Origin of the sequence: Methylobacterium jeotgali (genome assembly GCF_022179345.1) — a bacterium.
GTDB lineage: Bacteria > Pseudomonadota > Alphaproteobacteria > Rhizobiales > Beijerinckiaceae > Methylobacterium > Methylobacterium jeotgali.
Genome location: NZ_BPQR01000058.1, coordinates 1 through 26,357 on the forward strand (window position 1 = coordinate 1; position 26,357 = coordinate 26,357).

Below are 26,357 nucleotides of genomic sequence, written 5' to 3' on the forward strand. Positions count from 1 at the left end.
ACTGCCCCGCGTCACGCCGACGCCCGAACTGAAGGGCCTCGGGCGGCGGCGTGACGCGGGGCAGTTCGCCCAGGCCTTCCTGATCCCTGAGATCCCCTGGATCTTCGAGCCCTCTGTGGCCCCCGCTCCGGCCTTGTGGAGCGAAAGCGCGCCGCCCGACCATCTGCTCGAGGCCTTCCAGCGAGAGCTGGCCGAGGAGAGCCTTCGGCCGTGAACCCGCACCTGACGACCTTCATCGCGGGGCTCGACGAGCGCTTTCCCGACGACAGCACGACCATGTCGATGTCGGAGTGGATCGGATCGAACACCAAGCTCCGGCAGCGGCCGTTCAGCTTCAAGGGGTTCGAGTTCCAGCGTCAGATCGTGGACGACATGCATCCCGACCTGACGTGCATGAAGCTCTCGCAGATCGGCCTCACCGAGGTCCAGATGCGGAAGTTCTTCGGCTTCCTGAAGCGCAACGTCGGAACGTCCGGCATCTTCTCGATGCCCACGCTTCCAATGCGCGACCGCCTATCGCAGACCCGGATCAAGACCCTGATCGATGGCGAGTCCATCTTCAACGGGCCGATGGTCGCCAAGCCCGTGCGTCACAAGGGGCTTTATCAGGTCGACGAGAGCTTCGGGTACATCACCGGCACCACCGAGGGCGAGGCGACCTCAATCTCGGCCGACATCCTCATGGAGGACGAGGTCGATCTGGCCGACCAGTCCATGCGCTCGCTCTTCCAGTCGCGCCTCCAGGGCTCGCTCTGGAAGATCACGCAGCGCTTCTCGACGCCCACCTACCTCGGCTACGGGATCGACGCCGCCTACCAGGCGTCCGACAAGCACGAGTGGTTCATCCGCTGTGCCTGCGGGCACCATCAGGTGCCGATCTTCCATCCTCGGTTCCTCTGCCTGCCGGGGCTGCGAGGAGACCATGAGGATCTCTCGAAGCTCTCTCAGGAGCAGGTCGATGCCATCGACATGGACGGCACCTACGTCCGCTGCGAGAAGTGCTCCCGGCCGCTCGATCTCGGCGCGCCCGGGCGCGAGTGGATCCCGGAGTTCCCTTCGCGGCGAGCCCGGGGCTATCGCGTCCGGCCCTTCTCGATCACCACGATCACGATCCCCTACATCTTCCGCATGCTGCTGGAGTACCAGCGCAAGGACAATCTGAAGGGCTGGCACAACACCGTCATCGGCGAGGCCTTCAACGACAGCAACGCCCGGATCAGCGAGGAAGACCTCATCGCCATCATGACGCCTCGGCAGGTCGAGGCCGGCGAGCTGGGATCGGGCGACCTCTTCCTGGGCTGCGACGTCGGGCAGACCTGTCACGTCGTCATCGGGAAGCCGAACGCTCTCCTCGAGTTCCACCAGGTTCCACAGCACGACATCGTCGAGTTCGTGAAGGGCCGCGTGGAGACGCTGGGCATCATCCAGGGGGGCATCGACATGTACCCCTATACCCCGACCGCCGAGGCGATCCGCGACGTCACGAACGGCGTGATCATGCCTATGGCCTACTCGACGTCCAAGGTCGCGCCGGCGGTGAAGGAGCAGGTCGACGAGTTCGAGGTGATCACCCACTACACCATCAACCGGACGCAGGCTCTCGATCTGGTCGCGAAGCAGTGCCGGCTCCGCACCTGGCAGCTGGCCGGATACGGTCCTTTCGCCTCGCTCGTGAAGACCCACTTCCGTGACATGATCCGCATCGAGGCTCCCGACGAGCCTCCGGTCTGGAACAAGATCAATGGAGATGATCACTTTCTGCATGCCGCTGCTTTGCAGCAGACGGCAGTTCGTCTGCGTGCGGGCATCGAGTTTTCGACCGATCAAAGATCTTCTGTTTTCTTAGGAGGCGGCTCACGGTTGTTCCAGCCTGTCGGTCGACCCATATTTCGTGGCGCTGATCATGCCGGGGTTCTACGCTAGTGGCCGACAATCTTGCATCGAAGCTGCTGGCGATCGTACCCTTCAAGAAGAAGGCGCGTGCCGGCGGTACTGCGAACACGCCGACCTACAATCCGCAGAACGCGGATCAGGTCCTGACGCTGCCGCAGTACCGTGACCACCAGGACGATCTCTTTCAGGACCGTCTGGCGGACAACAGCCAGAGCCTCATCAAGAAGATGATGCAGAACGACCCGGACATGTCCGGGACCGTGAACGGCTACCTGACGCTCGCCGACACCCAGATGATCGTCTACGCCGAGGATCTGGACGGCAATGTCGACGAGGAGAAGAGCCGCGAGCTGCAGCAGCTCGTGACGAAGCTCTCTCACCAGACGGACTATACCCTCGGCTTTCAGCTTCGGCAGGGCATCTACCGTCAGGCTGAAGAGCTTCGCTACATGCTCCTGATGCGGGGCGCGATCGGGGGCGAGCTGGTCTTCGATAAGGCCGGGACACCCGACCATATTCGCAATGTCGACATGGCCGGCATCCGCTGGGTCGAGAAGAAGCCCGGCGACTACAAGCCGGGCCAGGTCGTGCCCGGCGTCTCGGATCCTGTCCCGATCGACACGCCCGCCTTCATGGTGGCGTTCTATCGGCGCGATCCCACCGCGATCTACACCGTCTCCCCGTTCGTCTCGGCGATCAACACCATCGCCGCGCGACAGCAGGTCATCAACGACCTCTACCGCATCATGCGCGCGACCGGGTATCCGCGCATCGAGATCAAGGTGCTCGAGGAGATCCTGACCAAGAACATGCCGGCGACCTATCGCCAGCCTGGCAGGGAGCAGGAGAAGCAGGACTGGCTGAATGCGCGCTACGGCGAGATCCAGTCCGCCTTCGACAACATCGCGGTAGACCAGAGCCTCGTCCACTCGGATGCCGTCGAGCTGAAGATGCTCAATGACAAGGCGCCGGGGACGGCGCTCAACATCACGCCGATCATCGAGGTGCTGAACGCCCAGAACCAGGCCGCACTCAAGACCATGAGCACGATCCTAGGTCGAGGCAGCTCGGGCGTGAACACGGGCTCCGTCGAGGCGCGCCTGGCCGCTCTCTACGCCGACCAGCTGAACGAGCCCCTGGCCGACTTCTACGGTCGGATGTTCTCCTTCGTCCTGCACCAGGACGGCTACCAGGGCTTCGCTCGCGTCGAGTTCGATCCTGCCGAGCTGCGCCCATGGACCGAACTCGAGCCGCAGCTCACGCTTCGCTCGCAGCGCCTGCGCCAGGACCTCTCGGACGGCCTCATCACGGACGTCGAGTACCATCTCTGGGTCTACAAGCGACTGCCGCCGCCGGGCGCTCCGCAGCTCTCAGGGACCGGTTTCTTGTCGGCCATCGAGAGCGCGCCGGCCGGCGATACCTCGGGCACGACCAAGGCGAAGCCCGAGGACGTCAGCCCGAAGACGGACAGTGTCGGTCGTGCCTCGAGTCCGCCGCGCACGCGCGCCACGGCCGCCAACCGCCGGCAGACGCGACGCCTGGCGATGGCAAGTCTCACCGGGCAAGCCTACAAGATGATCGAGGAGCAACGTACTGACCCCTAATTGTTAGGGGCACGTACGTTGCTGTCGTGTTGAAGCATAAGGCGGTTATTCCTATCTCGCTGCAAGCTCAACACGGACCCCTTGTTGTGAAGCAGCTCACCCTCAACGACGAACTGAAGGCCCGCGTCAAGTCCGCGGCGCCGGACGTCGACCCGGAGAAGGTGGCGATTTTCGAGGCCGCGGCGCTTTCCACGGCGCCCGTCCGCAAGAAGCACCCGGTCTACATGGGTGCGGTCCACACGACGAATTTCCTCGCCCAGATGCTGGGCGAGCTGACCAAGGAGAGCCGGCCGCTGCAGATCATGCACGGCAGCTCGGACGGAGATCAGCTCCCTATCGGGCGGGTCTTCGCCGGCAACATCTCCGAGGGAACGGGGATCGACGGCGCGACCGAGTTGCTGACCCTGTTCTGGATCGACAACACCCACTCGGATCTGATCGCGAAGGTCAATTCGGGCACCATCGACCAGGTGAGCGTCGCGATCCTGGGCAAGTCGGCGAAGTCCAACAAGACCGGCTTCGACTTCATGGGGCCGAAGGCTGACATTGAGAACATCTGGGGCGGTGTCGACGACAAGGGCAACCGCATGGGCCACGACGGGGCGCATGTGATTGTCGACGAACTGGACAGCTGGTTTGAGATGAGTCTGGTCGGCCAGGGCGGCGCGCAGGGTGCCCGCATCAAGGGCAACCGGCTTCAGCTCTCGGCCTCAGGGCAGGAGGTCCCCCAGCTGACCCTCGAGCTTTCCACCGGGTCGGCGGCGCCGACGCCGATCAAGACCGACCCGCAGAAGGACCTATTCGACATGGACGCCAAGGATTTCGCCGGCATCATCGCCGAGAACGCGACCAAGCTGGCCAACGCCGAGGCCGCGGCGAAGACCGAGAAGGAGCGCGCCGACGCGCTGCAGACGCAGCTCACCGCGGCGCAGTCGGAGCTGACCGAGCTGAAGGGCTCGGACCAGGCCGCGAAGCTCACCGCCGCCGAGGCCAAGGCGACCGACCTCCAGACCAAGCTCGACGCCGCGCTCGCCCTCCCCGGCAAGCTCGTCGCCCCGCTCTTCACCATGCTCGGCCAGACGAGCGCGACGCTCGATGCCGACCCGGACAAGGCCGTGACGCAGGTTCGCGAGGCGCTCGACGGCGTCAAGGCGATCGGCGCCCGGCTGTCCGGCGGCCTCGCTCAGCTCGGCTCGGCGCCCGCCCGCTCCAACAGCAACGCCGGCTTCAAGCGGCGCGCCTCGTAAGCGCCGGCTCCCGCCGCCCCGCAACACGATCTGACAGGAGCCAACGGCCATGTCCGCCCCCTTCCACAAGACCGTTCACGTCCACTCGATCAAGAACGAGCCCTTCAACCGCACGATGGTCTTCACGCTGCCCAACGGCATCAGCAAGACCGACGTTCTGGGCCGCCTCGTGGAGCCGGACCCGGCGGTCCCCTGCGGGATGAAGCTCCTGACGGACGGTGCCCAGATCCACGGCAGCGTGGCTCGCATCGACGTCTACGAGGATCGCGGCATGATCACCGCCCAGTTCCGGTTCTCCGAGCTGGTCCCGATCCTCGCCAACGACACCCTCGCTCAGGGCGATCCCGTGGTCGGCGCCGGTAACGGCTTCGTGAAGAAGGGTGTCGCGGGCAACAGCCCCGGCGTCTTCGTCGCCGAGGTTCTGACGATCAAGGGCGTGAAGTACGCGTCCATCGTCAAGCTCTGATCAATACCGACCGGGTCGTTACTCGGTCGGCCCAACGCAACAACTGTGTTCAACCCTAGTGGTACGTTCCGTACCAAGAACAGCCCGAGGAGTACGGGACAATGACCATCCGCCCCCTGCATGAGCTTGCCGCGGCTCGCCAGTCCCCTGAGGGCCTTCTGGCCGGTCTGGCGCTGCGCAACGACGAGGACGGCTCGATCCGGGCCGGCAAGCAGCTGATCTCCAGCGCCCGCTCCTACGGCCTGGAGATGCGCGACTACCTGCGGCTCGCCATCGACCCGACGAAGTCGGAGAACCGCGACAACTACGAGGAGCTGAACGGCTACGAGGCCGCGCTCAAGTTCCTCAACCTGCCGATCGGCGACGACTTCGACAGCGGCGTCACCCTCGACCTCGCCTCGGACACCTTCCAGTACAGCCCCGGCACCCGGGCGCTGTTCCCGGAGGTCGTGGACGACCTCATCCGTTCGACCTCGCGCCAGGTCGACTACGAGACCCTGCCCTCGCTCGTCGGCTCCAGCCGGACCATCAACGGCGTGGAGATGATCTCGACGGTCATCAACGACGAGAACGCCGACGACTTCAAGGTCATCGGGCCGGTCACCGAGTTCGGCCGGTTCCGCATCGGGTCCATCTCGACGAGCGAGAAGCGCGTCAAGATGTACAAGATCGGCGGCGGCTACCGGACCTCCTACGAGTTCCAGCGGCGCTCCCGCCTCGACCTGCTCACGCCCTATGCGGCGCGCATGATGCGTGAGCTGGAGCTGTCGAAGGTCGGCCTCGCCACGGAGCTGCTCGTCAACGGCGACACCGTCAACCCGGCCGCCGTCGTCAAGACCCAGTCGTCCTTCAACGGCACGCCCGGTGTCCCGAACGCGACCGCCGGACGGATCTCCTACCTGCACCTCCTGCAGTGGCTCGTGTCGCGGGCCAAGGCCGGTGTCCCGATCGACACGGTCGTCGGCAACTGGGACAGCTACATCCAGTGGCTGTTCATGTTCGCCCTGCCGACCGCGGGCGCGGCGACCACGACCGACGCCGAGAACCTCGCGGCGACCGGCTTCCGCATCGGTGGTGTGCCGCTGCTCAACGGCCAGATCAACTTCGTGCTCTCCACCACGGCGCCGGCCGGACAGCTCATCGGCATCCGCCGGTCCGAGACCCTGGAGCAGCTGACGGAGGCGGGCTCGCTCATCAACGAGAGCGAGCGCGCGATCCAGGAGCAGTCGATCACCTACGTCAAGTCGGAGGTCTCCGGCTTCCGCCTGGTCTTCGGCGACACCCGCGAGATCTACAACTACAACGCGTAAGTTGTAGGCGCTGTCTCGAGCACCCGCCGCGCAGTTGTGTGCGGCGGGACTATTTCGCGGAGGGTCGCACCTATGAAGATCCTAGTCAGTACCAACGGCCCGTTCCAGCTCATGAACTCGGCCCGCGAGGAGCTGGTCCGTGCTGACGGCATCACCGTGGTCGAGAAGTCCCTGCACTGGTCCGAGTTCATCTCGCTCGGGAAGGTCGAGGTTCACGCTCAGGTCAACGACGAGGCGACGGATGCGGAATGGCTGGAGACGCTCGCTGCCAGCGATGGTGACGAGGAGCTGGCTCTCGCGAGCTTCCTGGATCGCTACCCCGTGGACGCCGAGAGCGCCCGGCGGCCCGAGAGCAAGCCCGTCCCGCCCTCGACCAAGCAGGTCGAGCACAACGCGCCGAAGAAGGGCCGTCAGGCCAGCCCCGCAGCGTCGAAGCAGGAGTGACCTGTGGACGTCCTACCTTCAACCCCCGTGACGCTCTGGGTCGATTTCGAGGCGCCACAGGGGCTGGTGGTCCCGGACGTCGGCTCGGTCAAGTACAGCCTGTATGATGGCGCGGGTGCCCCACTGACCATCGCTCAGGCTCTGGCCCCGGAGGCGGACGCCACCGGGGTCTCTATCCCCATCCTCGCCATTCACCAGACCATCGCGTTGGATCGTAGCTTCGAGCGCCGGCAGGTCGTGGTGACCTTCACGGCCGAAGGCTGTGGCTACCAGAAGCGCCTCGCCTACCGCGTCGTCGAGCTGCCCCTGCACAGCGTCGTGCCGGACGATGTCCGAGCCTACCTCGGCATCAACGAGGACGAGCTGCGCGACGACGAGGTTGATCTTTTCGCGGCCGGCTTGGTCCTCGAGGGCCTCGTAGGGAAGGATCGCCTGGAGGCGGCGCTGACGTCTGGCACGTTGGCCGAGGTGCGCGCCACACGCGCCGTCGTGCTGTCGGCCGCTCAGCTGCTCTTCCCGGGCCTGCGATACCGGATCGCGCAGTCGAAGACGGACGGGACCCTCAAGTTCGAGCGGTTAAAAGAGGCTGGCACCTTCGATGCGCTGGTGGCGGCGACTGCCGACGAGCTGACCGGGATCGCCGTCGAGATGGGCTACGTCGGACCCGATGTGGGAGCCATCCCGGCCCTGCAGCTCGGCATCGTCACGACCGATCCGGTCACCGGCGTCGCGCCCGCCACCAGCATCGGGGGCTGAGCCCGTGCCGAAGCTGCTGTCGCGTCTTCAGGCGCAGAATGAGATCTGGCTCAAGAAGCTCGGCAAGGCGACCCGCTTTCGCGGCGTCATTTTTCCGGTCAACCCGACCGCCCTGCCGACCAGCGTCTTCGTTCTACCGCGGCTCGGTCTGCGCACGCGCCCGCGCGAGCCCGTCAAGGCGCGTGATCTTTTCCAGGACCCAGCGAACCGGATCATGCTCGTCGGTAATTGGGAGCTGCCTCTCGCCCACGACGATGTCGTGTCGCGCTGCTTCGTGCTGTTCCAGATGACCGCAGAGGTCTCCTGGCAGCGGCGGGCTAGCGCCACGATGAACCCTGTCACCGGACTCCCCCAGGCGGCGGGAGCTTTCGTGGAGCTGGGACCGATCTGGGTGTCGATCGAGAATTACACGCATGGCAACGAGGACCCGGGCCTGCGGGTGCCCACCGACCGGCTGCGGCTGATCACGGGCGCCCGCGTGCAGCTTGGCGACGTCGTGAACGGCAAGACCGTGAAGCGGCTGAACCCGGCGCTGGGGGTCTCGATCGCCGAGATCGAGTGATGCCGTGCCTGACTTCACCCTCCTGTTCAGGGTCGGCGGTAGGCGCGCCAACACAGTCGACCAAGACCCCAGCTTCGTAGCCGCGAAGAGCGTAGAGCTGCTGCGTGCTCAGGCGGAGAAGAAAGGCGTCGAGCGGACCGCCGAAGGCATCTTCGCCGCTCGAGATGACATCGTCCGGGACATTGCTCAAGACGCCGATCGCTTCGGTTCGCAGGCCGCCCGCGTCTTCACCAAGATCCGGTCACCGGCGAGCGGCACCATCACGACGGCGCTCGACGGCATCAGCCGGGCATCGGCGGTCTCCTCGACCGATAGCGCCTCCTCACGCCTTAAGGGGAAGACGACCGTCGAGTGGGTAGCTCTCACCAAGCGAACGCTGGAAAACAAGCGCCGCCGGATGGTGTCGAGCCGGCGGCGCCGGGGCGCGGTCTCTGCCGGCCAGCCGGACACCTTCTTCGTGGACACCGGCAACCTGCGCAAGGTCCTCCTCGACTACTTCGGCCCTGCCCTGGCTTCGCTCGTCGACCCGAAGATCATCGTGCGACGAGGTCCTCGGAAGGTCACCGTGTCACTCTCCATCCTTGCCCAGGCGTCCGGCAAGGAGAAGGCCGGCGTGAGCCCTCAATCGCTTCCGGGGGCCTATGGTGACGGGGGCGCTCGAAGCGAGAGCCTGTTCGTCCGATACCTCAAGAAGGTCGGCGCACCGGACCGCGATCCCAAGCATCCCCTGCTCTACAAGCTCGAGAACCCGCATGGCACCCATCGTCCCTTCTTCCAGAACACCCTGATCTTCTGGATCAGCAATCGACTCCCCATAGTCCTGGACAAGTCCCTGCGGAAGGCCTTGAGCCGGCGTGTCAAGAAGGTGACCTAAGATGTTCAAGATCGCTCGCCTATCGACGGTCCGAATGATCATCGACACGGCAGCTCAGTTCGGCTCCGACGTTCAGTACACGGAGTGGGATGGTCATGCCGAAGACTTCAAGCTTCCGAATAAGGATCTCGTCGGTCTTGTTGGCTTCTCTTGTACGGAGAACGACAAGTTCCACGACCTGAACTTCGGGATCGGCATCATGGTCATCGACGACCCCAGCCTTGTCCGAGCGACCAACTACGCGGACCTCTTCTATCAGCGTCTTCAGGCGCAGAAGCGGTTCCCGATGTTCAACGACGATGGATCACGGACCGGTTTCGAGGCCGTGATCTTCGACGGAACCTCCGTCTCGCCGATGACGCGCGTGGACTATCGTCCGACGTTCGACATCCAGGTCAGCGCGCGCGTCACGCGAGCGGGGACGCTACCGGCTCAGACGTGACCTCGGCATTCATCTTGTAGAGCAGATGCACGGTCTCCCGGACGCTCTCTGAGGTACAACCGAGAGCCGTCTCGATCAGAAACACGATCTCCTTCGTGACGCTCCGATGGTTCGCGACGGCGCGTGCCCGAAGAACAGCATCAAGATCGGGTTTGACCATGACAGTCAGAGGACGTTCGACGTTCGATTGGCTCTGCCTGGGCATAGATCTTGATCTTCCCATAGATTTTAGGGGCTCTGCTTTGGAAAAATGGGGCTCAGAGCCAATATTGCAAGCGACAGTTTTCAGACCCTGAGACGGAGATTTCTCCATGGTACCCGGCACCGCCCTCACGGGTCGCTTCCACTTTTCGACCGCCTCGCTGCTCATCGCGCCCATGGCGCAGCAGAAGGCGATGAACCCGCTCACGCACTCGGTCGGCCTGGTCAAGAACGTCCGCGTCGAGGCTACGCCCTCGAAAGTGGACCTGACTCAGGGCATCATGAACGATGTTGTCGCGAGCGTGAACAACGGCATGCCGATCACGGGCTCCGGTGAGGTGTACGAGTACACCTCCCGGAACCTCGCCTACGGCCTGTCGCAGGATCCGACCGGCCTCGTCGACATGGCTCCGCCCCAGGCGATCACCGCTGCGGTGGCCGCTGGTGCCACGTCCTTCACGACCGCCGCCGCGAACACCTTCGCTGTCGGCGACTGGGGCTATATCCAGGAGGCCCTGGACGACCAGATCCACATCTTCAAGGTGTCGGCGATCTCGACCAACACCGTGACCTTCACCGGCTATCCGGTCCCCACCGGTCTGTCCTTTACCACCAACGCCCGGGTCGGCGAGTTCAATAAGATCGACGCCGACCCGGCCAAGGCGAACAACTACTTCGCCGTTCGTGTCGTCGGCATCGCCGTCGATCTCTCGACGCCCGTCGTGCTGCACTTCCCCAAGTGCCGGATCACGAAGGGCTTCGCGATGGGCTTCAGCTCCGACAACTTCTCGAACCTCCCGTTCGAGTGGACGCCGCTGGTCCCCGTCGCGACCGACCCCGGTTACGATGCGGACTTCCGGCAGCGGATGCAGATCTTCAACCGGTAAGAACAAAATCGATCATGTCGAGAAAAGGCCCCGTGAAAACGGGGCCTTTTCTTTTGACCACTCGCACCCACATTGGAGAAAGCCAGCAGATGAGGCCTTGATCGTGTCAGTATCAACTTCCGCGCCACCGCCTCGTCTGAAGATCAAGCTCGACCCAGACAAGGATGAGAGCCGCGAGCTGTTCATGAGCTTCGGGCTTCTGAACGAGATCAGTGCGCTCGTCGGAGGGGTGGAGGGCGTCCCGAACCTCTCGTTCGACCCACAGACGGCGCTCACGGCGCTGGAGATCGTGCTCGCGCCGCGGGATGAGCGGGGCGCTGTACTGTCGGCCTCGGAGGCCGGATCGGACGCGATCTCGGTTCATCACATCCAGCCCGAGGTCGCCGAGCAGATCCTGGACTGGATCGGGGCGCATGCGCTGGATTTTTTCGTCCGCCGGTTCGACAAGAGCGCGACTCTCCTGGCGAGCAACGCGGCGAAGCTACAGGCTGTCGCATCATCTCTGACTTCTTCGGGGAACTCAGCTGGGAAGACAGCCTGATCCTCGCTTTCAGATGTCACCCGAGCGACCTGACCAAACTGTACTGGTCAAAGACACTCGATGATCTTCGTCGTGTGTCCGGTTTGTTCATCCGGTTCGAGATGGTCAAGGCCATGTCCACGACTGAGAGCTTGCTCTTCGTCGTGGGCCGCATGTTCAGCGGCTCCAAGTCCGAGCCCAAGCAGCTGGAGAGCGTGGACGACATGATGGCGTTCGCGCGCATGGTCAATGGCGGGTGAAGACCATCTGAATGTCGACCTCGACGTCGGCTCGAACGAGCTGGAGGCCTCTCTCCGGCGCACCTTCGAGGCGATGACGGCTGGTCTGCGCGCCGCGGAGGCGATGCGGACCACGATGGAGAAGGCCGTCAAGGCCTCGGCCGACTACAAGGACAACCTCGTCGCAGCGCAGAAGGCCGCCGAGAAGGCGGCGCCCGGGTCGGCCGCGGAGACCCGCGCCTTCGGCCGGATCGAGAAGCTCAACGCCGAGCAGGCCAAGTACAACGACAGCCTCGCGAAGGAGGTTCAGCTTCAGCGGGAGCTGAGCGTAGCCCGCGGCGCCGTGGATCGGGTCCGTTCCGAGGGCCGGGTCGCCGATGGCCGCACGGTCGGGCAGGCTCGTGCTGCCGAGAACGCTCTGAAGGATGCCCTCACCGGCATCAATACCACCACCGATCAGCTCACCGCGCGGCTCGCCCTGGCGACAGGCAAGGCGATGGAGCGCCTGCTGACGTCGACCAGCCAGGCCGTCGAGGGTGCCCTGGTCGCGGCCCAGCAGCGGGTCCAGATCCGAGCTGTCCGGCAGGCCGTGCCTGGTTCGGCCGACGCGGCTATCGCTGATGCGCGCATCTCTACGGAGCGCGCCGTCCGGCGGCTGGGCGAAGGCAGCACGCTCGCAGAGCGCGACGCCTTCGCTGATCGGCAGGCCATCGCTCGTGTCCAGGCCCTGCGGGAGCGGGCGACGGCCGAGGCCGAGAACAAGGACCGTGACGCCACCGATCGGCTGCGCGCGCGCCGGGAGCGTGAGACCGCGGAAGCCGAGAACAAAGAGGTGGATCGGATCCGCCGGCTGCAGGCTGTGCGCGAGCGCGCCAACGCCGAGACCGAGAACAAGGATCGTGACCGCCGGCTGACAGGGGAGACCGCTCTTCGGCAGGTCTCGCGCGATACCGCTTTCGTGAACCGCTACGGGGTCGAGCGGGGCGAGTTCCAGCGCATGATCGCGCAGGAGAACCTGTCGATCAATGACCAGAAGGCGTTGCTGCGCACCTGGGCGTCCGAGCGTCGCGCGGCGGTAGGCGCCGCGACACCGAAGACGGACGAGCAGCTTCAGTTCGGCGCCCGGGAGGGCTTCCGGGCGCGTCGAGCTGCCTTCGATCTGGACGGTGGGGCTCAGCAGTTCGCGTTCCAGGCGCAGCTCGCCGCGAACTACGCGACCTTCGGCCTGCTGACGAGCGCGATCACTGGGGCGATGGCAGCGCTCGTCGCCTTCGACGAGAACCTGGTCAAGTTCCAAGCGATCACCGGCGCGGCCAACTCGGAGATGGCTGGCTTCCGCGCCAACCTCCTCGAGGTGGCCGCGACCAGCAAGTTCTCGGTCAACGATCTCACGCAGGTCGCCATCTCCCTCGGCCAGACCGGTCTTGCCGCCAGCGAGGTCACGAAGGCGCTCAAACCCGTCGTGGATCTCGCGGCTGCGTCGGGCTCGACCCTGCAGGAGAGCGTGTCCGCCATCACTGGCGTGCTCGGTGCCTACAACATGGAGGCCGGGCGCGCGGCCGAGGTCGCCGACGTCTTCGTCGCTGCGCTGAACCGCACCAAGCTGACGATGGACCAGCTCCAGCTGGGCATCCAGTACGCCGCGAACATCGCGCGCGACAGCGACGTGAGCTTCACGGAGCTGACCGCCTCGATCGGCGCCATTGCCCAGGCCGGCGTGAAGTCGGGGTCGACGATCGGCACCGGCATGCGCCAGCTCATCACGGAACTAGCCGCACCGTCCGACAAGCTGCGGAGCGTCCTGAAGGAGGTCGGGATCGACCTCGCGGATGTCGACCTACGGACCCAGGGCTTCTCCGGCGTCCTCCAGAACCTGCAGAAGGCCGGTTTCGGCACCGCCGAGGCGCTTCGCTCCATGGATCTGCGCGCCGCGGCGGCCTTCTCGGCTCTCGTCGGGCAGGCCGACAAGCTCAGCACCCTCCAGAAGGAGTTTCTGCTCACCTCCGCAGCGACGGAAGGGGCGGCCAAGGCCAACGAGAGCCTGTCGTCCGCCGGCCAGCGTCTCACGAACATCGTGTTCGGTCTCGTGGACACCGCCTTTGCCCCGCTGGTGAAGGTCCTGACCGCGGCGGCCGGCGGCACCGGCACGATGCTGGAGAAGCTGAACCAGCTCGGCCCGATCCTGCCTGTGATCGCCGCTGGCTTCGGCTCCATCGCCACAGCCATCGCCGCCGTGAAGATCGGCCAGCTCGTGGCCGGCTTTACCTCTATGCTCGGGGCGGGCGGTGCTCTGGCGCTGCTCTCTGGGCCGGTCGGCCTGGCGGCCGGTGCGGTGGCGGGCGCCGGTGGGCTGATCTACTACCTCACCACGCTCCAGTCGGAGGCCGAGAAGGCGCAGGTCGCCCTCGACATCCTGAAGCGGTCCGAGAACGAGCTGACGTCCCGGCAGTCGACGCTCCAGCAGCGCTCGACCGACCTGGACCGCACGATCCAGACCCTGATCGACCGCCGGGAGAAGCTCAACAGCGATCCGCTGATGCGTGAGACGGCGGTGATCGAGGCCCAGAAGGCGTTCGGGGACATCGGTCTTGCCGCCGACCCGGCCCGTACCTCGGTCGACGAGCTGATCAAGAGCCTGCAGGGGTTGCGCGTCGAGCTGAACACGCAGCTCCCCACTCTGCTGTCCGAGCAGATCTCGGTCCTGAGCAAGAAGATCGAGGAGCTGAACCGACTTCAGGCCGCTCGCGCCCGGGGATCGCAGGTCACGGTCGGGACAGCCTCCGGCGACGTGGCTGGGATGGGCGCCCTCATCGACGTCGATCCGCTGGCCGACATCCAGCGGCTCGACCGGAACGGCCCGGGTATCTACTCGACCATGGCTCAGGTCATCCGTGACCCGCGCCTCCTCGGCGAGAACCCGCTCGGCGGCGCGGCCCCCTACCGAACGGCCGCGCTCCGTGAGGTCGATGAGCTGCGGACCCAGGCCACGCGTGCGCTCATCGCCGGATACAAGTCAGGGGCCGACCGTCTGGATGCCCGGGTCAAGGCGGTCGAGGCGGCGCTCGCTCGTTTCAACGAGGTCGTGGCGACGGCGACCGACATCCAGGCTACCGAGCAGCAGCGCCGGACGGCGCAAGCCGCCGAACGCGCGGCCAGCCTGCAGGATACCTCAGAGTTCGCCGCGGTCCGCTCGGCCCGCGACCGCCTCTCGGGCCAGCAGCTCGCTGGCGTCACCGAGGCCAGCCGTCGCGCCGGCTTCGGTGGCCTCCAGGACATGCGCGCCGCCGCCCGCGTCGTCTCGGGAGAGGCGCAGGGCGTCTTGGACCAGATCAAGGTCCTGAAGGACGCCATCGTCGCTCGTGGAGGCAGCGACGAGGAGCGCGAGCAACTCCGCAAGGCGGCCGACGATGCCTATCGCGAGGTCACCACGGGGCTCGAGGCCATCGTCCGTGGGCAGAGCAAGGAGGTGCGGGATCGCTTCTCGGCGAGCGCGCCGGAGCAGAAGGCCGTCCTGAACGCGCGCATCCGCTCGGACGAGGCGCAGCTCGCGCTCATCCAGCGTCAGACTGCAGCGTCCGGCGACCCCACCCGGGTGGCCGGCTTTCGCGCGATGGCCGAGCAGATCCAGCGCGAGATCAATGCGGCCCGCGAGCAGATCTTCCAGATCGAGCAGGGCAACACGCCCGAGGAGATCGTCAACAAGAACCCCGAGCTACGCGCCCGGCGTGACGAGATCCAGCGTGAGGGCAAGGCGAAGCTCGACCAGCTGACGGTCACCTACGGCGAGATCCACAAGCGGCTCCAGGACCAGATCCTCAACTACAAGATCGAGGGCGAGCAGGACCGGAAGAGCCTGATCGAGAACCAGATCAAGGGCTTGGAGAAGGTTCGGGACGACGTTCGCTCGACCCCAGAGCAGATGCGCGCGGCCGTGCAGGAGATCAACCGTCTCCTCGGCGAGGTCGCTGCGATCGGCAAAAGCATCAACGCTCTCCAGGTTCAGAAGGGCGACATCCGCATCCCGGACGTCGTCCCCGGCACGACCTATCGGGGCGGCTCGACCCAGCAGCGGATCGTCGACACCCTCCGGGGGCAGGGCGTCAGCGAGGAGCGCATCCGCTATGCCCTAGCGAATGGGCAGATCGAGACCGGCGGCTATGATCCTCGGGTGATCTCGGGCGAGCGCCGCTCATCGGCCGGCGCCACCGGGCTCTTCCAGTTCCTGCCCTCGACCTGGGAGCGTATGTACGGCACCCGCAATGTGGATGTCGGCTTCGAGGCGCAGATGCGCGCCTTCCAGGAGTTCACTCAGCGCAACGCCGGGACCTTCCGCTCGAACATGGGCAGGGAGGCGACGAACGAGGAGCTCTACCTCATGCATCAGCAGGGCGCCGGCGGCGCCCTGAGCCTGCTGCGCGGCGGCGATCGGTTGGCCACGGACATCCGTGGGCTCGATGCCGTCCGGGGGAACATGGGCAAGGACTTCCGCTCCGACATCACCGCGGAAGAGTTCGTCCAGTACATCCTGCGCAAGTACCGAAACGCCGAGACCACTGTCGGGAACCCCTCCCCCACGAGCCGGGCGACGGAGACTGCCCGCCGGCAGCAGACGGCCGATGACCGGACCGCGGAGGACTTCGAGAACCGCCGGCAGGCCAACGCGCGCGCCGAGGAGAAGGCGAACCGCGAGCGCATGCTGGCGGACCTGCGCAAGCAGGATCGGGCGCTGAGCGAGCAGTACGACACCCAGCTGACCCTGGCGAAGCGGGTCCAGGATCCCGCCCGTGTCATCGACGCGAACCGCGACGCCTTCACGACCCTGGGCCAGCTCTTTCAGAATGCCCGCCAGCGCGACGAGAACCAGCCGGATCGCGGCAGCGACGAGGACCGCGAGACGGCTCGTGCCGCGACGCGCCGACGCTTCGCCGACCTCTACTCCCAGCAGGGCCTGAACCAGGCCGAGACCGCCGGCAAGGCGAGCTTGAAGGAGATCACGGACCGGCTCGAGCAGCTCATCGCTGCTCGCAAGGAGTTCGAGCGCCCCGAGAACATCGCTCGTGCCGGTAACACGGAGCGCATCAACCAGCTCAACGACGAGATCAACACCCTCCAGAAGCGCAAGGAGCTGGAGGGCGAGTACGCCGCCAACCAGGCCAAGATCATCGCGCTTGAGGAGACCCTCAAGCAAATGAAGGCGGTCGGCCTTGACACCGATCGCGACACCCTCGCGATCCGGGAGCGCCTGCGCGACGTCACCGAGCAGCAGAAGCGGCTCGAGCCCACCAACAACCTCGCTCGTCAGCAGGCGCGCACCGAGCGCACGCTCGGCGAGGCGGGCACCGGCGCCGTCGACTCCTTCATGAAGAGCCGTGGGATCGTCGATTTTCAGGGTCGGCTCGTCGACCCTATGGTCGAGGCTCAGAAGCGCATCGAAGAGAGCCTGACGGTCATCGGCAACTCCTTCGACAACCTCTGGACGAACCTGTTCAACGGATCGATGAAGGCCGGCGATGCGCTGAAGAAGTTTGCGACCGACATTCTCGGCGGCCTGATGTCGTCGATCTCGAAGAGCCTGACGAACAGCATCTTCCGCTCGATTTTCGGCGGCGAGGGGTTGAGCGGAGGCAGCGGCGGCAGCATCACGAGCTTCTTCTCGTCGCTCTTCGGAGGCACCCAGGCCGCCGCCCTCGGTGGCGTGATCCGGCGCGCCGGCGGCGGCACGGTGCCGGTCTCCGACGCCGCGCTGGCGAACCGAGACAGCAAGATGGTCTACGCCATGCCCGGCGAGTTCATGCTGCGGAAGTCGGCGGTCGACGCGATCGGCCGCGACAAACTCGAGCAGATGAATGCCCTGGGCAACACCATGGTGAGCCGGGCGCCGCCGATCGACACCTCAAGGCGCCTGGGCGGCGCCTCGGCGAGCGCCAATGTCTACGTCGTTCCCCCCGAGCAGGTCCCGCCGCCGAGCGAGAAGGACATCGTCCACATGGTCGGCAACAACATCCGCAAGGGCGGGGCTCTGAAGGAGCTGGTCAAGAGCGTGGCCACGCGAGGCTGAAATGGCTGTCTCCGACATTTTCGACTTCCCCTACCACACCCCCAACGACGAGTACCCGGGTAGCTCGTCGTTGAAGCTCGGGCGCGGCTACCGCTTCGCGGCGAAGCCCCCTGGACCGGACGAGGTCCTCGTTCACCTGAACTTTCCCAGCATGTTCGTGTGGCAGCTCAATGCCGGCGATGGTCCCAACAAGACCGTCTTCCCACAGCTCAACATCTATGCCCTGGAGACCTTCTACAAGAAGGTGAGGATGTACGAGCCGTTCACCTATCCCCACGCCACGAAGGGGAACGTCATCGTTCGGTTCACGAAGCCACTGATCATGCCGAAGACCATCAAGACGTCGCCGGGAGAGATTGGCGGCATGACCGTCGCCGGCACCTCTTACCGCCTGCACCAAGTCGAACCCTTCGATCTCGAGCTGATGTACTTGGACGCCTGACATGCCCGTTCCCAGCTCCCATGTCGACGAGGGCCTCAAGCTCACAGCGGACGGCGAGGTCGTCTTCTTCGAGATCGCCCTCAAGAACGTGCCGAACGGCGCGACGGCGGTGATCCGCTTTCGCGATGGACCGCAGGGACAGACGACGACCTGGAACGGGAAGGTGTGGGACCACCTGCCCTGCCAGATGTCGGGCTTCACCCGCTCGTCCGAGGAAGAGCGTAATCGACCGACCCTTCAGCTCGTCAACCCGCTGGGCATCTTCAACGACGCTGCCTTCGCCGGCCGCTTCGATAGCGCGATCCTGCAGAAGTTTACGGTCCTGCGCGATCACGTCGAGCGAGGGCTTCCGATCGCCAACAACGAGATCTGGTTCATCGGCCGCGTCATGGACCTCATCTCCGGGCAGTCGATCAGCTTCGAGCTGCGTGCCCTCTCGGATGTCCCTGACCAGCTCATCCCGGCCCGCATGTTCACGCCCGGCGACGGCTTCCCGTTCGTGACCCTGTGAAGCGGTACGTTTCGTACCTACATCCCTGCCATGATCAAGACGGATGGTCTTCTCGGGCTCGAGTTCGAGCACGGCGTCAACGACTGCTACTCGCTGATGCGCCGCTTCTACGCAATGAACTTCGGCATCGACGTGCCTGACCTCGCCCGGCCGGACAGCTGGTGGGACAAGGACGCGCACGGCAAGAGCCTCAATCTCTATCTCGACCACTACGCCTGGGCCGGCTTCGGCCTTGTCCATGGCCGCCCGCAGGACTGGCTCCCCGGCGACGTGATCCTGATGGCCATCCGGTCCGAGGTGGCGAACCATGGCGCCATCCTACTGCCGCGCGGCCAGATCCTCCATCACTTCCTGGGTGCGCTCTCGCAGATCGAGCCGTACAGCCGGCCGCTGTGGCGAGACACGACGGTTGCTGTCCTGCGGCACCCGCAGGTCGACGGCACCAAGTTCCTGCAGGAGACCGAGATCGACGCCATGGAACTGGTCCCTCAGCGGATCCGGGACATGATCGAGGACGCGAGACAGGGGACTCTCGATGTCTGACCTGATCGCGGACCTTCTCGTGCTCTACGAGGACGATCTACTGGCCCCGGAGCGCTGCGGCTTCGTCGTGGACGACAAGATCGTCGAGGTGAAGAACATGTGCCACGAGCCGGCCGATGGTTTCGACATCTCCGGCGAAGATCTTATGAAGTACGAAGATGTTGTGACTGCATCCTGGCACACCCATACCGGGACAGACTGTAATCTCACCCGGGATGATCTTGTCTCATTCTTGAATTACCCCCACCTGCAGCACTATATCGTCGGCTCGGACGGCGTTGCTTGCTACGTCGTAGAGCAAGGGCGAGTGCTTCGTGCTGCGACGTATCCACCTTCACGGCGCGCTGAAGAGCATTCATCCGGGGATCCTTGAGATCCATGCTGCCACCCCCGCCGAAGCCCTGAAGGCGATCTCTCGTCAGATCCCGGGCTTCGGCGGGAACGCGATCACCGGCCCCCTTCGGGTCAAGGTCGCGGGGCTCGAGACCGTCGAGGAGCTGATCTCGCCCGGCGGTCCGCAGGACCTCCACATCTTCCCGCAGCTCAACGGCGGCAAGAACGGTGGCTTCTTTCAGATCATCATCGGGGCTGTGCTCGTGGCGGCGAGCTTCGTGACCGGCCCCGTGCTCGGTCCGATCCTCTTGAAGCTCGGTATCTTGATGGTGCTGGGGGGCATCCTGCAGATGTTCAACACGCCGAAGCGCGACAACAAGGACGCCCCCGAGAAGAAGAACCACTATCTCGGCGCTCCCAAGAACACGGTCGAGATCGGCACGCGTATTCCGATCCTCTGTGGCCAGGACCGTGTGGGTGGCCACTACTTGTCCTTCCAGATCGACGCCGTCGACACCGGAGTCGTCTGATGGCTCTCGGCTTGAAGGGGCGCAAGGGCTCGACCACGACGAGCCGAAAGGCGACGCGGCACGACGACACCCTGTTCGCGACCGACACCGTCGAGCTGTTGCTCGCGATCTCGGAGGGGCCGATCGACGGCTTCGTGGATGGGGCGGCGAGCTTCTACGTCGGCGACGTCCCTCTGCTCGACAAGGGCAGCAACACCCCGAACATCTCGAACTTCGAGCTGCGCATGCTGCGCGGCACGAACCCGGCCGACAGCATCCGGCTCAACCTCGGCGGATTGTCGTCGTCGAAGAACGTCGGCTTGGAGCTGCGCACCGCTGGGCAGGCGATCGTCACGCAGGGCGACAAGACCCAGATCGACTACATCGACATTCGCATCGTCGTGCAGCAGCTGCTGTCGCTCTCGGCGGAAGGCGGCGAGTTCCCGACCGGTGTCGAGTTCAAGATCGAGATCAAGCCGCGCTCGGCCTCGACCTGGCAGATCCCCTTCGACAACCAGCCCCCTCCCCCCGTCGAGAACACGTCGGGTGCCTCGAACTATCGTCCGGGTGCGTCGACCCCGGGCACGGTGATCAACGACAGCTACCGGGAGACCTACGTCTCGCCTGGTACCGCCACGCAGCCCGTGCCCAAGGCAACCGGTGCGATGTGGTTCCTGTCGGACCTCACGCCCTGGAGCCCGCGCATCTGGAACGGCACGTCCTGGCAGGTCCCGAACGGTTTGGCCTCCGGGAGCCGCAGCGGGTACGCGATCTGGACCTGGACCGACTACGACGGCGCTTCGCGGACCGCTTGGTATAGCCCCAGCGGCACCGCGCCGCCGCCGGGAACCTTAGGCGTGGGCGACTTCCTGCTCACGCCGCAGTCCGGCGAGCAGGTCTACGCCTTCAACGACACGTCGTGGGTCTCGACCAAGCAGTTCGACACGCCGGCCATCGCGGCCCCGGGCGTGATCCAGATCGCCGGTCTGACTCGGTCGCCCTACCCCAAAGACTATCGGATCCCGGTCGCGCGGATCAACGAGCCCTATGACGTCCGCCTGACCCGCATCAGCCCGGTCTCGGACAAGACCGTCGTCCGCAACATCACCTTCGAGAGCATCCAGGAGGTGAAGCGAGACGTCGTGTCGTTCCCGGATCTCGCCCTTGCCTGGTTGACGATCAAGGCCACCGACACCTTCACGCAGGTCCCCGACTTCACCGGCGTCTATCGGGGTATCCGTGTCCCGGTGCCGTCGAACCACGTCTTCAACGAGACGACGAACCTCTCGGAGTTCCCGGGGATCTGGGACGGCACATTCAAGATCGCCTACACCAACAACCCCTCCTGGCACGCCTACAACTTCATCAAGAACTCTCGGTACGGGAAGAACGCCTACTACCCCGAGGTCCCCGATCAGTGGGACTTCTATGAGTTCGGCAAGCACTGCTCGGCCCACGGCTTTCGGTTCAACGAGTATATCCAGGACCCTCGTTCCACCAACGAGCTGATCAACTACATCGTCGGCATCGCCGGCGGTCGATACGTCGACCGCGGCGACGGATACTCGACTGTGATCTGGGACGCGGATGACCAGGTCGCGCAGGCGATCTTCGCGCCCGAGAACACAGTCGAGGGGTCGTTCTCCTACTCCTTCACCGACGCGGCCGAGCGGAAGAACGATTTCAAGGTCTCGTTCAAAAACCCGGGCCTGAACTACCGAGAGGATCGTGTCCGGGTCTACGACCAGAACACGATCGATGTGAACGGCCGCAACGCCGAGGAGTTCGTCGCGGTCGGCTGTCGCGATCCCGAGGAGGCCGTGAAGCGCGGCCGGCTGCGGCTCGCCACGTCGCTGACCGAAAAGATCATCGTCTCCTTCAAGACGAACCGGATGGGCCGCTACCTGCTGCCCTTCCAAGTCATCCTCATCGCCGACGATCAGTCGACCAACGTCATCTCCGGCCGGGTCAAGAACTCGGCGGCGCTGCCAACCGGGACCTCGGTCCTGCCGCTGCGCGACCAGATCTATCTCGAGGCGGGGGTTTCCTACTCGATCCAGTTCACCCTCTCGAACGGGAATGGGGGTCTGAAGGTCGTCACATACCCGCTCACGGTGGCGACCCCTGGCCTGCAGAGCCAGCTGCAGCTCTCGCAGGCCCTCTCGGAGCCGCTGCCCGAGTACGCCGTCTTCTCGATCGGTGCCCCCAAGCCGTTCCGCATCGTCTCCATCACGCAGGACAAGGACGAGCCCGACCAGATCGAGATCACGGCGATCGAGGTCAATCGCCTGAAGTGGGCCTTCGTGGACGGAACGGTGGAGCTGCGCGATCTCGTAGCGCTCCAGACCGGCCCCCTCTCCCGCTATGTCTACCCGGTCACCGGCGCCCAGATCGTGCCGGAGATCACTGCGGACGGACGCTACAACCTGCTCGCCACCTGGAACCCGACCGAGACCAAGCTCAACCGCGGTTACCGGGTCTACCAGTCCTTCAATCAGGGGCCGATGAGCCTCGTCGCCGAGCCCAGCGACACGCTCTACCGGATCGAGTCTCCGGCCGCCGGCACCTACATCTTGTCCATCGTCGCAGTCGGCCTCGATAACGTGACCGAGAGCCCGCCGGTCACGGTGAGCTACGTCGTCGCCAGCACGACTTCGATCCGATCGGTCGCGCCGCCGAAGAACCTTCGGCTCGTGAACGAGCCGGCTGCACCGCTCTTCTACGCCATCAACCCCCAGTTCACCTGGGAGGCAGCGGAAGACCCGCTCGTCATCAAGTACATCGTCGAGGTGCTGAACGGCGCCGGCGCCGTGCTCTACACCGAGCGCGTCGAGGGGCAGCTCGTCTTCTCCTACACCCTCGCCCAGAACAAGGCCTCGAACGGCGGCGTCGCCCTGCGCGCGTTCACGGTTCGCGTTCGCTCGATCGACATGACGGGCTCGTTCTCCGAGCCGGTCACCCTCGCGGTCAATAAGCCGGCTCCCCCTGCCGTCGTGCCCGACCTCCAGCCGGCTGGGCTCAGTGTCGTGGTCTCCTACGAGCGCCCTGCCCTGACCACCGACATCGCAGGCGCCCTGGTCTGGATGGAGCAGGCCTCCGGCTACGACCCGCTCCAGAAGGTGCCTGCCTATGACGGCGAGCTGAACCCGGTCTTCATCAAGGGCGAGAAGGGCAAGACCTACTACGTCCGGGTGGCCCTTTACGACAGCTACGGCAAGTCAGGGCTCAATATCTCGGCCGAGAAGTCGATCAGCATTGGCACGGACCTGATCGATACCGTCGCGCCCATCATTCCAGACGCACCGAGCCTCAGCACCACGCTCGACAAGAGCGTGGATGGCAAAGTCTCGGCCTCGGTCACGGCGACCTGGGCAGCAAGCCCCTCGACGAACTTCGGACGTTTCGAGGTCCGCTTCCGAGAGACGGCAACCGGCAACTGGGGGCCTGCCGAGAACGTGGGCGCCGGCCTGGCGATCACGAAGCGCAACCTTCTGCCGGGTACGGTCTACCAGGCTCAGCTGCGTGCCGTGAACCAGGACGGCTTCGCTGCCTCCGGGTGGTCGGCAACCGCGGAGATCACCTCGGCCGCCAACACGGCCCCGCCCGGAGCAATCACGGGGCTCGTGGCGGTCGGGGGCTTCGAGCGTGCCTACCTGTCCTGGAGCAATCCCACGGACAACGACCTGAGCTATCTCGAGGTCTACGCCGGCACCTCGAACGTGTTCGCCAACGCGACGCGGATCGCGACGCTCAGCCCGCGCGACACGACCTATCAGGATCCGCTGTCGACGACCGGGACCAAGTTCTACTGGGTCCGTCCGTTCAACAGCTCGAAGGTCGGCTCGACCTCTATCACGGGACCCGTCAGCGCCACCTCGGTGGCCTTGGTCGGCGCTCAGATCGGCGCCGGGATCATCGATCAGACGAAGGTCGCATCGAGCCTGGCGCTCGTCGAGACGGTGTCTGTGCTCCCCACGACAGGCAACTTCGTCGGTCGGCAGGCCTACCTGACCGCGGACAGCAAGCTCTACCGCTTCAGCACCTTAGGTTGGACGAGAGAGGTCGACGGCGCCGACCTCAGGGCAAACTCAATCCTCGCGGGAGCTATCGCCGCCGGAGCCGTCAAGGCCGCTCAGCTCGATGCGGGCGCAGTCACCGCTTCCAAGCTCGCCATCCAGTCGGCCAACCAGTTCTTCAACGGTGACCTCGCGCAGGGCATGCGCGGCTTCGCCGTGGCCTACAAGACAATCACGATCCCGACCGGGGTCCAGGTTGGCCCGTCCGTCTGGGGGCCTGATGGTCTCCCGAAGCAGCTGCAGCTCTATGCGACTGGCACACCGTCCTCCGGTCAGGTGATGGATGCGGACTGCTATCGCATCGACGGGAACGGCAACAACACCTTCTACAGCGTTACGGGAGGCCAGACCTACGAGTTCTCGGCCGCCGTCTCCGCGCATCGGTCCTCTGCGCTCTGCTACATCTCTTGGCTTGACGCCAGCCAGAACTTCATCTCGCAGCCCGCCAGCGCGACGGTCTACAATAATCAGTCGACGGGCGGCCCTATCTCGACGTTCCAGCGCGTCGGCCTGATCGCTGTTGCGCCCTCCAACGCTGTCTACGCGAAGCCGAGCTTCCGCCTGATCGCGGACGGAACAGTCAATCCCATCGTCTTCGTCTCGGCGATCATGTGGGCGGGGGCTCGTACCGGCCAAACCGAGCTGAGCCCCTACGTCGACCCCACCGTCACAGCGATCGACGGCGCCAACCTCTTCACCGGCTCGCTCAACGCCAACCGCATCATCGCGGGCAGCATGACGACCGACCGCTTCACGGCGGGGACCATCGATGCTGCGATTATTGTCGCTGGCTCGATCAAGGTCGGCATGCTCGACGCGAGCGTGCTGACCGCGGCCAACATCACGGTTTCGGGCGCGACGCGGCTTTCCTCCTGGCTTGGTGGCACGGACACGACCAAGATCAACGGTGGCGCTATCGAGGCGAACTCGATCCGGACCAACAGTATCCAGATTGGCGCTCGGGGTATTAGCGTCGTCGGCATCGAGTTCCAGATGGGACGAGATGGCAACGGGAACCTGACCAACACTATCCAGTGGACCGCTGGGTACGTTCTCTACATAAACGATAGTGGTGTGGTCGCCAGCTCGCAGATTAGCGCTGGTAGTGTGCCTACGGGCGGCGGGTTCTACTACATTTTCTGGCAGAAGGGTGCAGGCGTCTTCATTGCCGCCGACACTAACAGCTACCCGAGCTACCTGTCCAACCCCGACCTCGTCCTCATGGCCAGCACCGGGAGTGCGACGGGTCTTGCCGTCTTCTACGGCGGCACGGTGATCGATGGTACCAAGATCACGACTTTGTCGATCACGGCTGCGCAGATTGCCGCGAACCAGATCCAGACGCAGCACATGCAGGCGAACTCGATCCAGGGCGACCGGATCGCAGCCGGCTCCCTGGTTGCCGAGAAGATCGCATCGGGCACCATCACGGCTGCGATCGTCTACATTGGCAACGACCGGATGTACCTTCAGAACTCCAACGGTCCTCGCCTGATGGTCTACGACACCAACGGTGTGAACCGGGTGGCGATGGGCGAGTTGAGCGGCAACGGAAGCAACGTCTACGGCGCAATTTTCCGCAATGCGCAGAACCAGATCGTGATGGACACGACGGGCCTCGGGGGTGCGGGCATCGGCGTTCCCGGCACGGGTCTGCTGGCCTCGGGCGGCAGCGCCAATGTCCTCGACAACGCCACGTTCGACCTCGGCACGGCCGGCTGGCTGAACTACTCGAACACGACCATCGCAGGTTATGGCATCGACCTGAGTGCGTCCTACGCGCTCTCGAACGGGCACACCTACTGGCTCGGGGGCGCCAACGGCGACAACGGCGCCGTCTACATCGTTTATGCCAACCGGGCCGATGGTCGGATTTACTACCCGGCCACGCCGAACCAACGTTGGGAAGCTTCTGCCTGGCTGAACCCTCATCGCTGCAGCGCTCGCGTCGTCATCGCGTTCATGGACGGTAACGGAAACGCTCTCACGACGGTGGCGTCGAGCAACGTCGTCAACAATGACAGTAACGGCAGCGACCTGACAGGCTACAAGCGTGTGGGCTGCTTCGCTCTGGCGCCCGGCGGCACGGTGTTCGTTCGCATCCAGATAGAGGCCTACGCCAATGGACAGGGAAGTCCCTATCTTTTCTTCACCCAGCCCCACCTCGGCGTCGCGCTGCCGAACCAGGCCGAGCTGAGCCCCTGGTCGCCGGGCGGCGGCCAGATGGCGAAGCTCAACTCTGGCAACATCGGCGTCTATATGGCGGCCGCGACCATTGGCGACGCGCAGGTCGGCACGCTCTCGGCGAACAAGATCTCGGTCAATCAGCTCTCGGCCTTCACCGTCGACCTCGGTGAGGTCACGGCGGGTCGGGCGCGCTCGGGTGATAGCAAGTTCGTGATCGACTTCAACGCCCGCTACCTCGCCATCTGGGACTGAC

General features: G+C 65.0%; 21 protein-coding genes. All 21 read left to right on the plus strand.

The annotated features are described in order from the left end of the window. The coding region (locus MFF04_RS16625; RefSeq protein WP_238277399.1) for a hypothetical protein at positions 1-214 on the plus strand (214 nt) is incomplete at its 5' end. Next, positions 211-1,923 (plus strand): phage terminase large subunit family protein, encoded by a 1,713-nt coding sequence (locus MFF04_RS16630; RefSeq protein WP_238277400.1) that lies wholly within the window; start codon positions 211-213, stop codon positions 1,921-1,923. The genes MFF04_RS16625 and MFF04_RS16630, both read left to right, overlap by 4 nt. After that, the gene (locus MFF04_RS16635) at positions 1,923-3,497 is read left to right on the plus strand and encodes a hypothetical protein (RefSeq protein ID WP_238277401.1); all 1,575 of its coding nucleotides are present in this window, start codon (positions 1,923-1,925) and stop codon (positions 3,495-3,497) included. Before MFF04_RS16630 ends, MFF04_RS16635 begins: the two co-directional genes overlap by 1 nt. Positions 3,498-3,583: 86 nt before the next feature. Beyond that, a complete protein-coding gene (locus MFF04_RS16640) occupies positions 3,584-4,744 on the plus strand; it encodes a hypothetical protein (RefSeq protein WP_238277402.1) in 1,161 nt (386 codons plus the stop codon). Between the two features lie 49 nt (positions 4,745-4,793). Next, a complete protein-coding gene (locus MFF04_RS16645; protein ID WP_238277403.1) occupies positions 4,794-5,210 on the plus strand; it encodes a hypothetical protein in 417 nt (138 codons plus the stop codon). A gap of 101 nt (positions 5,211-5,311) precedes the next feature. Then, the gene (locus MFF04_RS16650; protein WP_238277404.1) at positions 5,312-6,520 is read left to right on the plus strand and encodes a hypothetical protein; all 1,209 of its coding nucleotides are present in this window, start codon (positions 5,312-5,314) and stop codon (positions 6,518-6,520) included. Between the two features lie 72 nt (positions 6,521-6,592). After that, complete coding sequence (locus MFF04_RS16655; RefSeq protein ID WP_238277405.1) at positions 6,593-6,964, plus strand: hypothetical protein; 372 nt, start codon at positions 6,593-6,595, stop codon at positions 6,962-6,964. 27 nt (positions 6,965-6,991) lie between these two features. Then, positions 6,992-7,720, plus strand: coding sequence for a hypothetical protein (locus MFF04_RS16660; RefSeq protein ID WP_238277406.1), 729 nt, complete (start codon positions 6,992-6,994; stop codon positions 7,718-7,720). Positions 7,721-7,724: 4 nt separating this feature from the next. Further along, positions 7,725-8,282, plus strand: coding sequence for a hypothetical protein (locus tag MFF04_RS16665; protein ID WP_238277407.1), 558 nt, complete (start codon positions 7,725-7,727; stop codon positions 8,280-8,282). A gap of 4 nt (positions 8,283-8,286) precedes the next feature. Further along, a complete protein-coding gene (locus MFF04_RS16670; protein ID WP_238277408.1) occupies positions 8,287-9,156 on the plus strand; it encodes a hypothetical protein in 870 nt (289 codons plus the stop codon). 1 nt (position 9,157) lies between these two features. Further along, a complete protein-coding gene (locus MFF04_RS16675; RefSeq protein ID WP_238277410.1) occupies positions 9,158-9,598 on the plus strand; it encodes a hypothetical protein in 441 nt (146 codons plus the stop codon). 311 nt (positions 9,599-9,909) lie between these two features. Then, a complete protein-coding gene (locus MFF04_RS16680; RefSeq protein WP_238277412.1) occupies positions 9,910-10,686 on the plus strand; it encodes a hypothetical protein in 777 nt (258 codons plus the stop codon). A gap of 97 nt (positions 10,687-10,783) precedes the next feature. Beyond that, the gene (locus tag MFF04_RS16685) at positions 10,784-11,227 is read left to right on the plus strand and encodes a hypothetical protein (protein WP_238277413.1); all 444 of its coding nucleotides are present in this window, start codon (positions 10,784-10,786) and stop codon (positions 11,225-11,227) included. A 113-nt stretch (positions 11,228-11,340) separates the two neighbouring features. After that, complete coding sequence (locus MFF04_RS21950) at positions 11,341-11,466, plus strand: hypothetical protein (protein ID WP_283206381.1); 126 nt, start codon at positions 11,341-11,343, stop codon at positions 11,464-11,466. Further along, positions 11,456-17,503: a phage tail tape measure protein gene (locus MFF04_RS16690; RefSeq protein WP_238277414.1), complete on the plus strand. Its 6,048-nt coding sequence runs from the start codon at positions 11,456-11,458 to the stop codon at positions 17,501-17,503. Before MFF04_RS21950 ends, MFF04_RS16690 begins: the two co-directional genes overlap by 11 nt. A gap of 1 nt (position 17,504) precedes the next feature. Further along, complete coding sequence (locus MFF04_RS16695; protein ID WP_238277415.1) at positions 17,505-17,945, plus strand: hypothetical protein; 441 nt, start codon at positions 17,505-17,507, stop codon at positions 17,943-17,945. A gap of 1 nt (position 17,946) precedes the next feature. Next, on the plus strand, positions 17,947-18,456 hold the full coding sequence (locus tag MFF04_RS16700) for a phage minor tail protein L (protein ID WP_238277416.1): 510 nt from the start codon (positions 17,947-17,949) through the stop codon (positions 18,454-18,456). A gap of 30 nt (positions 18,457-18,486) precedes the next feature. After that, the gene (locus tag MFF04_RS16705) at positions 18,487-18,999 is read left to right on the plus strand and encodes an NlpC/P60 family protein (RefSeq protein ID WP_238277417.1); all 513 of its coding nucleotides are present in this window, start codon (positions 18,487-18,489) and stop codon (positions 18,997-18,999) included. Next, the gene (locus MFF04_RS16710) at positions 18,992-19,372 is read left to right on the plus strand and encodes a hypothetical protein (protein ID WP_238277418.1); all 381 of its coding nucleotides are present in this window, start codon (positions 18,992-18,994) and stop codon (positions 19,370-19,372) included. The genes MFF04_RS16705 and MFF04_RS16710 overlap by 8 nt, the downstream gene beginning before the upstream one ends. After that, positions 19,314-19,862: a tail assembly protein gene (locus tag MFF04_RS16715; protein WP_238277419.1), complete on the plus strand. Its 549-nt coding sequence runs from the start codon at positions 19,314-19,316 to the stop codon at positions 19,860-19,862. Before MFF04_RS16710 ends, MFF04_RS16715 begins: the two co-directional genes overlap by 59 nt. Continuing rightward, positions 19,862-26,356 carry a phage tail protein gene (locus MFF04_RS16720; protein ID WP_238277420.1) on the plus strand — a complete coding sequence of 2,165 codons (6,495 nt, stop codon included), beginning with the start codon at positions 19,862-19,864 and terminating at the stop codon, positions 26,354-26,356. The genes MFF04_RS16715 and MFF04_RS16720 overlap by 1 nt, the downstream gene beginning before the upstream one ends. Position 26,357 lies beyond the last annotated feature (1 nt).